This is a genomic window from Paenibacillus pabuli (genome assembly GCF_039831995.1).
In the GTDB taxonomy this organism is placed as follows: Bacteria; Bacillota; Bacilli; order Paenibacillales; family Paenibacillaceae; genus Paenibacillus; species Paenibacillus pabuli_C.
In genome coordinates this window covers 608,652-621,824 of record NZ_JBDOIO010000003.1, presented here as the reverse complement: position 1 = coordinate 621,824, position 13,173 = coordinate 608,652, and the positions used below count along the sequence as shown (strand labels likewise).

The 13,173-nt window shown below is 41.4% G+C and carries 13 protein-coding genes; 1 reads left to right on the top strand and 12 read right to left on the bottom strand.

The genetic code is table 11. The annotated features are described in order from the left end of the window. Nucleotides 1-33: 33 nt before the first annotated feature. The 3 genes from ABGV42_RS05020 to ABGV42_RS05010 all read right to left on the bottom strand — a co-directional run bounded on the left by ABGV42_RS05020 (nucleotide 34) and on the right by ABGV42_RS05010 (nucleotide 5,228). Nucleotides 34-1,425: an extracellular solute-binding protein gene (locus ABGV42_RS05020; protein WP_347380661.1), complete on the bottom strand. Its 1,392-nt coding sequence runs from the start codon at nucleotides 1,423-1,425 to the stop codon at nucleotides 34-36. Nucleotides 1,426-1,594: 169 nt separating this feature from the next. Beyond that, nucleotides 1,595-4,057 carry a hypothetical protein gene (locus ABGV42_RS05015; RefSeq protein WP_347380660.1) on the bottom strand — a complete coding sequence of 821 codons (2,463 nt, stop codon included), beginning with the start codon at nucleotides 4,055-4,057 and terminating at the stop codon, nucleotides 1,595-1,597. A gap of 133 nt (nucleotides 4,058-4,190) precedes the next feature. Then, nucleotides 4,191-5,228, bottom strand: a complete 1,038-nt coding sequence (locus ABGV42_RS05010; protein ID WP_347380659.1) for a LacI family DNA-binding transcriptional regulator — start codon at nucleotides 5,226-5,228, stop codon at nucleotides 4,191-4,193. 720 nt (nucleotides 5,229-5,948) lie between these two features. On the opposite strand from ABGV42_RS05010, the gene ABGV42_RS05005 reads away from it, so the two are divergent. Continuing rightward, nucleotides 5,949-6,380 (top strand): hypothetical protein, encoded by a 432-nt coding sequence (locus ABGV42_RS05005; protein WP_347380658.1) that lies wholly within the window; start codon nucleotides 5,949-5,951, stop codon nucleotides 6,378-6,380. A 416-nt stretch (nucleotides 6,381-6,796) separates the two neighbouring features. Here the strand turns inward: ABGV42_RS05005 and ABGV42_RS05000 are convergent, their stop codons facing one another. The 9 genes from ABGV42_RS05000 to ABGV42_RS04960 all read right to left on the bottom strand — a co-directional run bounded on the left by ABGV42_RS05000 (nucleotide 6,797) and on the right by ABGV42_RS04960 (nucleotide 13,111). After that, complete coding sequence (locus ABGV42_RS05000; RefSeq protein ID WP_347380657.1) at nucleotides 6,797-7,039, bottom strand: hypothetical protein; 243 nt, start codon at nucleotides 7,037-7,039, stop codon at nucleotides 6,797-6,799. A gap of 109 nt (nucleotides 7,040-7,148) precedes the next feature. Further along, nucleotides 7,149-7,604 (bottom strand): GNAT family N-acetyltransferase, encoded by a 456-nt coding sequence (locus ABGV42_RS04995; RefSeq protein ID WP_347380656.1) that lies wholly within the window; start codon nucleotides 7,602-7,604, stop codon nucleotides 7,149-7,151. Between the two features lie 55 nt (nucleotides 7,605-7,659). Further along, entirely contained in the window at nucleotides 7,660-8,415 is a 756-nt protein-coding gene (locus ABGV42_RS04990; RefSeq protein WP_347380655.1) for an amidohydrolase family protein, read from the bottom strand. 222 nt (nucleotides 8,416-8,637) lie between these two features. Then, nucleotides 8,638-8,979: a hypothetical protein gene (locus ABGV42_RS04985; protein WP_347380654.1), complete on the bottom strand. Its 342-nt coding sequence runs from the start codon at nucleotides 8,977-8,979 to the stop codon at nucleotides 8,638-8,640. 558 nt (nucleotides 8,980-9,537) lie between these two features. Next, nucleotides 9,538-10,446 carry an oxidoreductase gene (locus ABGV42_RS04980; protein ID WP_347380653.1) on the bottom strand — a complete coding sequence of 303 codons (909 nt, stop codon included), beginning with the start codon at nucleotides 10,444-10,446 and terminating at the stop codon, nucleotides 9,538-9,540. 69 nt (nucleotides 10,447-10,515) lie between these two features. After that, nucleotides 10,516-11,148, bottom strand: a complete 633-nt coding sequence (locus ABGV42_RS04975) for an NAD(P)-dependent oxidoreductase (protein ID WP_347380652.1) — start codon at nucleotides 11,146-11,148, stop codon at nucleotides 10,516-10,518. 100 nt (nucleotides 11,149-11,248) lie between these two features. After that, entirely contained in the window at nucleotides 11,249-11,821 is a 573-nt protein-coding gene (locus ABGV42_RS04970) for a TetR/AcrR family transcriptional regulator (protein ID WP_347380651.1), read from the bottom strand. A gap of 164 nt (nucleotides 11,822-11,985) precedes the next feature. Further along, complete coding sequence (locus ABGV42_RS04965) at nucleotides 11,986-12,534, bottom strand: AAA family ATPase (RefSeq protein WP_347380650.1); 549 nt, start codon at nucleotides 12,532-12,534, stop codon at nucleotides 11,986-11,988. Between the two features lie 175 nt (nucleotides 12,535-12,709). After that, the gene (locus ABGV42_RS04960; RefSeq protein ID WP_347380649.1) at nucleotides 12,710-13,111 is read right to left on the bottom strand and encodes a DUF3888 domain-containing protein; all 402 of its coding nucleotides are present in this window, start codon (nucleotides 13,109-13,111) and stop codon (nucleotides 12,710-12,712) included. Between the last annotated feature and the right edge of the window lie 62 nt (nucleotides 13,112-13,173).

Here is a 13,173-nt window from a genome sequence, read left to right as displayed (position 1 = left end):
CTCTCTTTTCGAATTCAAACTTCCTTCCTATGGTTAGGAGACCTTGCCGCTTTCCCACAGCGACTTGATTGCCGGCATAATTGCATCATAAATTTCTTTGACACTTTTCTGGCCGGATAATGCCTGGTCAATCGACTTTTCGTATTCTGTGTTCATTTTTAAATAAGCCGGAACATAATACGCTGGCCATTGGACAATGGCACCCTCGGTCGTAGCATAGCTAAGGATGGTTTCCTTTGCGCTAGCTGGCAGATCAGCCGTCCATTGATCAATTAAAGCTGGATCTGTATACCAGTCCGCCTGATTGGGCAGCCATGCTCCGCTTTTCAGCAAGTCTAGGCTGTTTTCTGGGTTAACCATATAGGCGTAGAACTTTTTTGCTTCCTCGATATGTTTGGATGTGTTGTACACAACGAGTGGAGCTCCAGCATTCATGGTTACTGCTTTCTCCATTTTCGGGAGCACGCCTACACCAATATCCTCATTGCCTTTGATATTTGCTAAATCCCAGGATCCGCTCACAGCCATAGCATAACCCCCGCTTAACGCATCCACAGCGGAGCCAATTCCAGAACTCCAAGTATAGCTAAAGGCAGAAGCAACTTTATCTTTGTTCACAAGATCAGCCAGTTTTTGAATACCTTCTGTCGTTTGTGGCGTATCCCATTGAAACTCTTTTCCATCCGGGGATACAATGCCTCCCCCATTGGCGTTCGCTGCCCAGAAATGATGAAATTCACGCCCTGCCGTAAAACCAAGACCATAGTTTTCAGTCAATGCAGCATCAAATCCAGCATCGGCAGCTGTCTTACCACTCGAATCCTTGGTTAGCTTCTTAGCATTGGAAACAAAGGTATCCCATTCCCAGGCTTCCTCAACCTTGGTAGGTGGATATGAAATGCCAGCCTCATCAAATTTCGATTTGCTATAGAACAGCAGTTCCATTTGGTTGGACAAGCCTACACCAATAACTTTCTGTTCTGGAGTATGGATGGTGATTGCAGGAAGTTTCTCCGGAATGGTTCCATCCGCAAGCAGGTCGGAAATGTCCTCTAAAATGCCCATCTCATTATACTTTTGAATGTCAGCTTCCCCCATGTAACTGATGTCCGGCAGTTCTCCGGATTGAAGCCTCGTCTGGATGAAGGTGTCAAATGTGCCGTCTGCCGGCAGCACCTGCGCATTAATTTTCACCCCGGTGTCCGCTGTATATTTTTCTGCAGCGGATTCCACCAGTTGCTTCTGTACATCATCCCCCCAATACAGCAGCTCAAGGGTGATGCCCCCAGCGGACGGATCCCCGTTGCCTGCTGCTGCGTTTTTGGCATTGCCGGAAGTGTCCGAATTGCCGGAACAACCTGCTAACGTGGAGAAAGCCAAGGTTAATGCGAGAGACAGAACCAACTTGCGCTTACCAAACCTCATGTTTGTTTCCTCCCTTTTTCAATGCTATTTATTTCAAGTCAACGAATTTAATCGTTTAACTTAAAAACATGGTCTTGTTTCATATCCGGATGTTTATATGGTGCTGATTGTAACCAATCCTGTACTTCCCTTTATAGAACAAGTTGGAAACTGCCAAGTTAGAAGACTGTCATAGGCAAACTCTGAACTTTCCATTTTCCAGGCGAATGCTCTTTTGCAATGTTCCTAGAGGAGCTCTGAACTCTAAGTCTTCTTCACGGAATACATACCTGGACGGATACGCCGCATAACTTTTCACGGTCCAACCATCATGCTCTTCTGTCACGAATCCGTTGACACATCTTAATGTGCCTTCTCCATCTCGATAGAGGTACGTCGTAGTTCCAAACCCCAGCAAATAAGCTACTAATTCCTCACCCATATCCCAATCATCCCCCGATACATCGGAGAACAAAGCGGCAAACAGCGGATCCTCTGCTCCCACGAACACCGATTGCCCAAAACGATTACGCGACAATTCCGGCATGTTCAAGTTGGGTGCAGATACACTATACGTCGATGCGGCTTCACCTTGCTCCAGCCTGCGCGGGGTGGATTTTACATTCCAGTCATAGCAATGAAAGATTGCCATTGTAGAGCGATAAGCTGCTTCCAGATATTCTGTATTACCGAGATGTTCATACGCAACCAATGCCGACGATGCCGCTAGTCCGCCCCATAAGGAATGAATCATTGGAGACAGTGCTTCCCACCATCGATCCGGATTCTGCTGCCTATAGTCGTTGCTGAATCCGATATTCGCCAAAATAAGCTGACCATATTGTGAAGCCTCGTCGGTATGCCCAAGGAAACATAATGCTGTGCACGTTGGACCAAATCCGGCATTATCATAAAAGTGCTCTGTAACGGCTCCGCCGTAGTGCCGAACACCAATTTCCATTTCCCGACCAAAGCGATCCCATAGCTGTCGTAGTTGATTATGTAATTCAGCATATCTTTTGTCTTTCAACGCTTGTAGTAGTTCACGTATGTAAAGAATAAACACGCCATTTAGACGCGATTCGTCCTTTTCTCGCTGACCTAAATGGCAGTCTGGATCAAGTCGCAAACACATAACTTCGGCGGCCCATTTCAAATACTCGGAAGGAGAATGCAGATGAAGCAGCTCTTCATCCATTTGTGATAATAGATAAAAAACATGCCCGATATAATCGAAATCATAAATACGATAGAAGTCACCGTACAATGGTTGCGGCCGGGACAAATCACCGTCTATGAACCAGTGCACCTTCATATCTAGCACCGCAGCTGCTTCCGCCTTTCTAACCTGCTCGGGAACAGGTGAAGACACCCAATTTTTCATTAATAGGAATGCCAATTTTCCCAGTGACTCGCCTTGGTTCGATAATGGACGGAACGCATGGGGCCGAATACTTGCCTCCCCGCCTTCATAGCTATGTGATGCCAGCCATTCTGCTCGCTTTTCAAGCAAGGTATAAACGGGTTCAAGGACATTCCAAACCAGCATGTCACGACGTCCGTCGTTGAGTATCAACTCCAGTTTACGTTCTCCCGGTACGTCAGCCGGTAGGGTTACTATGAACTCCTGTTCAACGACGGGGTTGCTAATTTGATTAGAGCCTACGTCTAGTGACATAGACTTTTCTGAAGGAACCAGTAGTGTGGAGATATCCTGCTCTTCAATGCCATTCTGGTGTCCAGGCGCACTGTATAGCTTTAACGACCTTATTTCAAGATCCCTAGGCAAACGGACTGAGGCTGTGAATTGTCCTCCTTCAGGCACAACGGGTGTAAAGTTCCAGTGAGGATGTCCGAGGACCTTGCCTTGGTGGTAGAAATCCGTCAGATTCTGGAATGACACAAATCCGTACTCCCAATTTTCCGCTTGCCCGGGCATTAACGTTAAAGAGTTGTAAGCGTCATCATAGATCCAATCGGTAAGTACCAAATCTTTCAATGAGGTCCCATCCTCCACTAAAGAAAGTCTGTGGAATAACAAGCCGTCCAAAGATGGAGAAACTTGCTCCAGAAAGCGGTTACAATAACGACAATGAGAACCCATGGTGGATGTATTCCCTCTGAGCGTGTAGATTCCCAGATGAGGTCCGTCGTTACTTCGTCGTACAGCAGCAAACTTGGCAAAGTTCCCCCCGATGTGCGTAAATACGGCGCAGGATTCATGCATGTTACGGTAAACATCTTGCGTCCGAAACATAATGTAGGCGAGAGAAAACCACACATGCAACCCTTGAATTTTAATGTTCGTATCCGATTCATTGGTCAGATTGATACCCCAGCGGAATTGATCGCCTTCCAGCAAATATGAAAACAAGATCTTGACCTGTACATCTTTGAACTCAACAGTAACATGGTGCGTACTATGTTTCGTAATATTTGGCTCAAACATCGAGCTTTGAACAAACCTATCATTCAACTGCATACTCCATTCGCCAAAGAGCTTATCCTCATCCTCTTGGAATCCAACCTCTTGCAAATAATGAGGATCTACGACCCAATTCATCTCATGCGGGTCATCTTTCATCACCAATGACTGAACGGTACCACGTTCACCAAACTCGATCCTGAATTTTTCATTACTAAGAATGGTCACTCAGATCTCCCTTTCATTGATCAGAATTAAGTTAAACGTTTAAATTAATTCAAAAAGAGAAACTTAAATTCCTCTTTGGTATTGCAAAGCCTACCTGCGTTGGTTCTATATATGGAAACTGGCATGCGTCTTTTTAGCTTTTAAGCTTCCGAACGGAATCGCGTTCGATCAAGCGACATTCCGGCATGGTTAGGTTTTGAATATCTTCTCCATTGATTAGGCGGTAAAGGGTTTCTATCGCTAAATATCCCATCTCATGAAGCGGTAATCCCATTGTTGTCAGACGTGGGCTCAGGTAATCGCTGAATTCCCGATCATCAAAACCAACTACAGAAATATCTTCAGGAACGCTTAGCCCCTTTTCCTTCGCGGCCTGAAGAACCCCGACGCCCATAACATCGTTCATTGACAGGATCGCAGTCGGCGGATTGTCCATGTCGAGTAGCTCGTTAGCGTACCTATAGCCCGAATCTCTTTCCCAATCCCCCATCTTTATTAAGGAAGGATCAAACGGCAATTCAAAATCGGTGACTGCTTTGTAATAACCGTTTAATCGGCGTCTTGAAGGGATTGAATCCATTAAGCCACTAATAATTGCGATGCGACTGTGTCCCATTTGTACCAAGTACGACATCGCTTCATAAGATGCCTGTTCATCATTATACTGAATTGAAATATCGTCTTGTGTGTAACCGTAGGTGTATATAATTGGTTTGCCTTCAACATTGATTAGACCTGTCAAGTCGCGAGTGTGAACTCCGATGTAAATGATACCATCCACCTGTTTACCAAGCAGTTCAGATACAGCACTGCCTGCATACTTACGGTAAGCTTCGACGTCTTGAAAATTGCGGCCAATACGCTTGTCAAGCCTAAGGTTGACGAGCAGTATATGCAGGTCGTGGCGGTCTCCAAAATCGTTGATGCCATCGATAATATCCGGAGCATTAAAGACAGTCACATCCTCTGTAATAACACCAATGGTGTTGGTACGGTTACGTTTGAGGCTTTTGGCAATCTCGTTCGGTTTGTAGTTTAATGCTTCGATGGCCTCCTGGACCCTTCTATGCGTTTCGGGACGGACATTGCGAGTGCCGTTGAGTACATAGGAGACTGTAGCGATAGAAACATTAGCCCTAAGTGCGATGTCCTTTATGCTGGTTTTTCTCATGGGTCTCTCCTGTCTAAGCATACGAACCATCGTTCATTAGCTGTTTAAACGTTTAGATTCCTTTTAATGATTGAATAATACCTCACAATCACTGATTTAGCAATCGTTATTTGGATTTTATTCCCACATTTTTTTGTGATGAGACACTAGCCTTGACTTTACCATGACTAAGAGCAGATCTCTTTTCTTAGACATTGAATTAACTTTAAAGTTCCATATACTATCGAACATAAAGACCCATTTAGCATAATAAAATACAACCGATCGCCGGCGCTCTAATGTCCCCCAATACAATAAGATTTCCACTTAGTATTTAAACGGAACTGGGCATCACATAGTTACCAAGAAAAAAATAAACCGACTGATCCTCTCCTTCTATGACTTTACACAGCTCCGTTAAATAGTGCTGTGCAGCAAGAACAGTAATGTCTATATTTCGTTCAGTAGAAATCTGGATCGCTTTAAAGCCCCTTTAAAAGCGTCTGAGTTGAAAATATCGGGTTCATTGATGTAATTCTATTTAACCTCCATCAAAGCCCATTTTTTCGGGAAGACAATTATTTAGTGCTTGAACTGCAATGAATTCGTATTGATAACCACTTTTTCATTCAACTAACGGAAAACACTAGTAGAGTCTCTATTGGAATATTTTCCATTTTGCGGACGAGTCTTCCTGAAATACTGCATACCATATCATAAAGACTATTGGAGGTATGCTTTATGACGAAACTGTTGGATGCTAGAACCTCTCAAAATGCAAGCTATGGTAATACAATCTCCATCCCCTTGCCTGCCAATACTCCTGTAGCAATCGGGGAGGTTGGTCTAAATGCAACTAACGCAGGTGGAAATATACGTGTACAATTTTCTGGGATAGCTGAGCTTGCATTCCCCACCGCTCCACCATTTGACTCCGTGATTTCAATTTCAATTGTACGAGGCACTGATTCACTTGTTGCATACGCCCTATATTCGGTCAGTGTCTCCGAAGCAAATCCTAACGCTGTACAAGTCGTTACTATTAATGCATCCGATTTTAATGTCCCACTACCTCCATCAAATGAATTGGTTTATACCTTATATCTTTTTTGCACAGCAGATGCGACTCGAATAGGTATGGAGAGTTTTAACGTAGCCGCATATTCGGATTAAGTGGAACGCTGCTCTCCGTATGATTTCAACTGTTCGGTCACTAAATTTAAGAGTGAAATCGTAGTTTCACGGTTATCATTGTTTGTCTGGCTTAGTTCTACATCTATTTTTAATTATCACTAACTCCCTTCACGCACGAGCTTTTACCGAAAATGCCCGTAAATTTGTATACTTGTCCTGTGTTTTTTTCTATACAGAAAAGAAACCAATGCACATAACCACCAATGTCTTTACCTTGCTTGATCGGTAGAGCTGATCAAACAATAATAATATACTGAAGACAATCTTCCTTTTTAATGAATATCGTTTGACCGCAAGAGCATAACTGCAGCTTCACATTGCCCATTGAACAAAAGCAGCCGATCTCATGGATCAGCTGCTTTCTTGGTATTATTGAGCTATCGTTACCCGTTAGCTTAATGCCGTGGCATATAAATTCGGTCAGTATCCGTATCAATTACAACACCTGGCCTAACATCTATTTTGTGCGAAGAAGGCAGACGCTCAAATTGAAACATCCTACAAAAAATATCTGTAAATTCACTTATGTTGGTACAACCGGTTTTAGCTATTTCATATTTCTTTCTTAAATCTGAAATTGAACATGTCTTGCCGATAATAAGTACAATTTCAAAATAACCATCAATTTCAACTATCAAATTCATCACCGCCGGTTGCTATCCAGCCTGTAAGCTCAAAGGTATGGGTACAATAAGATTAATAACGGCATCCTTAGTAAAAACTAAAGTTTCCCTTTAGTTCAATATACTATTTACTGAATACAAGTTTCATACCATCATGACTAGCAACAAATCCAAGTCGTTCATAAAACCTATGGGCATCTTTTCGTTTTTTATCTGTTGTCAGCTGAATCATCTCGCAACCCATTGTTTTAGCCTCATTAATTGCATAACGAAATAGCGACTCGCCAACACCTCTACCTCGATAACCCTTGTCAACACGAACACCCTCTATTTGACCCCTTGTTGTACCTAATCTTGAAATCCCCGGAATAATAGTGAGCTGAAGGCATCCAACAACTTCGTCTTTATTCATAGCAACGATGATGGAATTACCAATCTGTTGTTCAATCTTGGCGAATGCCTCAATGTATTCTTTTGGCAGTGGTATTTCATAACGTTCTCGGGTGACACCGAATTCATCGTCCGCTAATAATCGAACAATTGCAGGAAGATGGTCCACAGTTGCTGTTTTAAATTCCATAATTACCTCCAATATTATATTGAATTCCTCCGTAAGTTACCATAACAGAGCAGACTCAAAAATCTTGCTTCAAATACCAATTAACTGCATTTTTATACAGCACTTTTTCACTTTGTTCCTCATCTAGAGTATTATAAATAAGTTCAATATCAGAATCATGATAAGGTCGCTTTGCTCTCGTCGACGGCAAATCTGTCCCAAACATTAAAGCATCTGGATTGACTGAATAAATGGAACGAATAGCCTGCGCTACATCGATTTCAACCCTGCCAAAGCCCGTTGCTTTAACTCTAATTCCTTTATCAACTAAGGAAAGAAGATGCTTAAATCCCTCTTTTGATAAACCCAAATGATCTACTGAAACAGCCGGAAGACTGCTCAATGTTGATGCAATTTGAGGTAAAAAAGTGGAGTCAATATATAATTCTGCATGCCAGCCTACTAACTCATGGACTCGTCTTGCAAAGTACTCCAAATGAGAAAGATCTTCTGAACCTCCTCGTTTGACATTAAAACGGATGGCTCTTACACCGTAGCTATTAAGTTTTAAAATTTCATCATCCGATGTATCATGTGGTAATTGAGTCACCCCAACATAGTTTTGGCCGAGTTTTTGTAATGAATCAATCAAATAAGTTTGATCGAATCCTTGAAAGGAACCAGATACAATCGCACCACCTTTGATATTATAATCCTGAACCTTTTCAAGATAGTCTTTACAAGTAAAAGGATTAGGTAAGAATCCCTGGTTTTTGATTAAGGGGAATTTCGGATCAATGATGTGTAGGTGAGTATCGAATATTGTTCGCATAATTTCTCCTTTCCTCATAACTAATTATGTTATTTGTTCCGCCAGGTGAAACTTAGTTTCGTTTATGTAACAATTGTAACTTACAGGTTTTAAAAAGAAAAGCAGCAGATCACATTGATCAGCTGCTTTCTTTGTTTTTATAAAGCTCTCATTTCCCGTTAGATTAATGCATTAACTAAAAATTACATCAGTAATAAGTAAATGACAACCGAGTAAGCTACGTCATCTGCGTCGCTGTATTAAAAATATCACCACCAAGATGAACAAGGTTAGAATAATTACAAGAACTAAAAAGATTATGAATCGATGATTTAGTTCATTATTAACAGAATGCATTTCTAGATGATTATCTTGAGAGCTCGTTTTCAAAGGTTTATATCCCGTTCCCAAATCTTTAAGTTCTTCTTGTGCGGATTCCAGATTTTTAGTTCCCTCACAAAGACCTGTTTCAAGTCGATCTAGTTTTCCATATGCAAAAACGATAAATTCTTCATTCACTTCAAACCCTTCATAGCCACAACTTTCAGAACTCCATGCTGTGTAAACAGTCGTTTGAGAATTCAATTCTCCCTTCTAAACTGTTTTCACTTCGAATTGTGCTTTTACAGGATCTGCGGAAGACCATTTTTTTGCTTTAACTGGTTTTGTCAAGCTCAATAACTTGCCGGATTTTCTAAGCTTGGGGGTTCAGCACAAGAGCATGCTTTGACAGTTAAAGGCGCTGTCATTAAACATGTAGTGAGTAAGAATAAAAAAGACAGCAAGATCTTAGTCATTCTATTCCAAATTTGGATCCCCCCTCGGCAAAGTGGAAAATTCCAACCTAACTGTTTAGACGTTTTTGATGAGAGTTTGGTTGCGTTAACCTGCCCTATGGATGAGCTGGTTTTATTCATTTCGAGTTGGTTTGAAATATTTCCGGACGATGAACTGGCATCTCGATCATATTCCAGCCTTTAGCGTTATAGTCACTCAAAAAAGACCATCATTCCCACTTAGATATTCATCTAATTGGGAATGGGAACACGTTCTTGTCCATTTCGGTAATCGGTACAAGTTCTTGTCCTTTGCTCGGGAAAAGAACTTATACCGATAACATAAGGAGCCATCTTCGATAGTTTTTTACAAGTCATAATGTACTCCGGTTAACTTCTCGGATAGTAACCAAAGTTTTTCCGCAAGCTGCACGTCCAGTGCCTTTTTGGGGAAATCTACAAATTTCGGTTTCTTAGCCTTTAGTGGATTCATTCCTAGCCCTATGTAAATATCTCCGGTGATTGTCGAATCCGTCGCCGCAATAAGTGATGGCCAAGATGATTGATCAGGAGGCGTTCCAAATATTTTCATTAAAAGCAGTCCAAATGCTTTGGTTCCCTTCGGTGCGTTTCTCCCGATTCCTGTAGGACTTGTACCGGGATGTACTGCTATAGAAATGATACCTCTCTTCTTCGCACGTCGATTTAATTCTCGGGCAAACAGTATGTTTGAAAGTTTCGACCGATTGTATCCTGCCATTGGTCTGTATTTTTTGTCCATTTTTAAATCAGAAAAATCTATATCACCCATTTGAGCTGACTGTGCGCTAACTGTAACGATTCGACCTTGGTTCTTTTCAATTAACGGAAATAACAGACCTGTCAACGCGAAGTGGCCAAGATGATTGGTCCCGAAGTGCATTTCAAAACCATCGGTCGTCAGTTCACGCGTGGGAACTGCCATTACCCCTGCGTTGTTTATAAGGACATCTATTCCTTCCACTTTCCCCTGGATCGTGTCGGCAAAGCTTCGAACTGACTTCAGATCAGCCAAGTTTAATGGCTCCACCGTTACATCAATATCTGGTGCCGTTTGTTTCATCTTTATGATTGCTTCTTCGCCGCGCCTAGGATCACGGCTTCCAATCATCACTTTGGCACCGTGCTTCGCAAGCTCTAATGCTGTATAATAGCCTACCCCGGTATTGCCTCCCGTCACGATAGCGGTTTTTCCTCTTAAGTTTGGGAGATCGTCTGGCGTCCAGTTTGGTCTCATGATTTATTCCTCCGAAAGGTTATATTTTAAAATGTAATTGGGTCACTATTACATGCAAAGCTGTTTCAGTCAGTCGTGAATAAACGAGGTTTGATTGATATAACGAGCATGTTCGACTGAATCGATCATGAATCTAGCCACGTCATCACGAGAAATTTTAGCTAGCATGGAAGGAGTAAAAGCACCGTGCTTAAATTGCCCTTTGCCTGGCTCATTAGTGAGCCTTGAAGGCTGAACGATAGTCCAATCCAATCCACTTTTCCGTACAATACCATCCTGCCTTTCCTTATCGTAAAACTCTCGGAACGTTATTAAAGAAACCAGTTTTACAATCGTTCTCATCCCAATACCGAGCTGATTCCTGCTCTCTCTGCTGGTGCCAAAGCCCGTAAGAACGACCAGTCTCTTTACTTTATGCCTTCTCATCGCATTCACAATTGAATGAGTCCCACGAAAGCATAGATCTGAAGGACTTCCTGCTGTAGCTCCTAAAGCTACAAACACCGCGTCTTGCCCCTCAACTGCCGATCCTACATCCTCTTCACTAAATACATTGCCTTCTACAACTGTTAATCCCTCCCGGGTGAACGGGATTCGATCTGCGGCACGTACAAAGGATTTTACGGTATGTCCCTTGTTGATTGCTTGGTCAATTAGCTGTAAGCCCGTACCCCCGCTAGCTCCAAAGATGGTAAACTTCATTGTTCTTTTCCTCTCTTTTAACTATATTACATTAATAAGTGAACAATCATTTATTAATGGTGATAAGAACAGCGATGCTATGCATCGCTTAAAAAATTTGCTATGCCTTAATAGCGTCCCAACTCATCTTGATGGCAGAATCTAATTGTTTACTATTTAATATGGTCCCGTTCTTCAAATGTGCTTTCAACAATTCGGCTATTGGCAAGATGGAGTAAACAACTAGCATGTTAATATCCTCCTTCTTCAATATCTCCTGTCGGATGCCGGCATCAAACATCTCGAAGATCGGTTGAAACTGACTTGCCGTATCGTCTAGGCACCATTTCTGGGGCAAAGGTGAATTCATTACTTGCTCCAGAAACAAAAAATATTCTTTGAAGGATTGAATAAAATCAACATAATTGCGGATGATAGCCTCAAATCGTTCGTAAACTGGTCGGGTATGATCCACTCCCTGAAACATTTTCTCGCTCATCTTGCCTTTAATCTTCAAGTAGGTCTTGTAGAGCAGATCCTCTTTGTTCTCATGGTAAATGTAAATTGTCGCTGCCGATACATTCGCTCTTTTGGCAATTTTTGATATCGACGTATCAGAGAAACCGATCTCATTAATTAGCTGTACGGTCGCGTCGAATATGGCTTCGACTTTGTTATCATCTCTATATCTCATGAATCAAATAATAAACGATCGTTTATTTATTGTCAACATTAAGGTATTGCGTGAGTGGTTGGGGATTTTCCTTTAACCGCTGCCAGTTAGCTTAATGACAATAGGAGCATTTGCCAGGTTCAAAACTGAATTAACGTTTTCGTTTGATTAACTTTTTTCTCGCATCAAATAGTGAGTACAGAAGTTTTTTGTTCAATCACAGCTTTTATGGTCAAAACACTTTGATCGATGGATTGATGGGTTGTGTCAATAATATTGGATTCAAAATGACCCAAATTGTTAAATTGCTCCCACATCTTCTCTACCAACTCAATGTTGGAATCTTCGTCCAACTTGGAACGATTGATTGCTCGTTTCATGGTTACTTCTTTAATCGCTCTTAAGATAATATAGTGTACTTCATAATTATCTTGTACGACTTTTAGCCACGGCTCTAAGAACCAAGGACCAACAATTCCATCTATAATCACATCGAACCCACCACTTGCAAAACGTTTTGCAGCTTCCAAATAGGCTTCAATAACAATTAAGTTTTGTTCTTCTGATTCTGGTAAAAATGGAGGAATTGCCCCCTTTTTAATATAGTGATAGAAATCATCAGTGTGCAGATGCACCGACTTTGGTAAACTAGACTCATTAGCAACAATTGATGCAATTGTACTTTTACCAGTTCCTGGTGAACCAGTGATTATAATAATTCTTCCTTGTTTCATAAATATTCCCCTTAATGAACTAAATGTAGGTTTAAAAGAACACCCTTCAAACAAGCAGTGGTAGGGTTAATTTTAGAATCCTTTACATATCCTTCTTCACGACTTCTCATCCAAATAGTTTGTATCTTTTAAATGAAATATCATTCCCTCAAATAAAGTAAAGTTTCCCGTTGATTTAACGAGTTTTGATTATTTCTTGCCAGTTAAAAGGCAAGTCATAATCCCTAATGTGCTTATACTCAAGAACCACTATTGATCCGGAGTTATCTATAGTAAACCTCATCGAGTCGAGTCCAACATCCAAATGTGGTCCTACGTACGGGATAGTTTTCACCTGAACATCAATATGTGAAGAATGATATTTAACGTCTACATCAGTTCCATCCAAAAAAGGCGTAAACGTAGGTGATACGGTTAATTTATTTTTGTAGTAGTAGTTAATCTGTTCCTGTATTTTTGGAGCTAACAAAGTAAGTACAAGCCGTTTCAATGGTTCATCGTTTGGCTTTGCAAAAACGGGCTGGATTGTCATCAAGAAAATGCTGACTGCTAGCAATGATCCGATAAATCTTTTCATTTCTTAAGCCCCCATCCCCAGATTTTTAAGGGTAGTTTTCACTAAATGAAGATAATTTATTA

Coding starts and splice junctions, on each gene's coding strand:
- ABGV42_RS05020 (WP_347380661.1), bottom strand. CDS start 1,425: ATGAGGTTTGGTAAGCGCAAGTTGGTTCTGTCTCTCGCATTAACCTTG.
- ABGV42_RS04975 (WP_347380652.1), bottom strand. CDS start 11,148: ATGAAGTTTACCATCTTTGGAGCTAGCGGGGGTACGGGCTTACAGCTA.
- ABGV42_RS04960 (WP_347380649.1), bottom strand. CDS start 13,111: ATGAAAAGATTTATCGGATCATTGCTAGCAGTCAGCATTTTCTTGATG.
- ABGV42_RS04970 (WP_347380651.1), bottom strand. CDS start 11,821: ATGAGATATAGAGATGATAACAAAGTCGAAGCCATATTCGACGCGACC.
- ABGV42_RS04980 (WP_347380653.1), bottom strand. CDS start 10,446: ATGAGACCAAACTGGACGCCAGACGATCTCCCAAACTTAAGAGGAAAA.
- ABGV42_RS04995 (WP_347380656.1), bottom strand. CDS start 7,604: ATGGAATTTAAAACAGCAACTGTGGACCATCTTCCTGCAATTGTTCGA.
- ABGV42_RS04965 (WP_347380650.1), bottom strand. CDS start 12,534: ATGAAACAAGGAAGAATTATTATAATCACTGGTTCACCAGGAACTGGT.
- ABGV42_RS04990 (WP_347380655.1), bottom strand. CDS start 8,415: ATGCGAACAATATTCGATACTCACCTACACATCATTGATCCGAAATTC.
- ABGV42_RS05005 (WP_347380658.1), top strand. CDS start 5,949: ATGACGAAACTGTTGGATGCTAGAACCTCTCAAAATGCAAGCTATGGT.
- ABGV42_RS05010 (WP_347380659.1), bottom strand. CDS start 5,228: ATGAGAAAAACCAGCATAAAGGACATCGCACTTAGGGCTAATGTTTCT.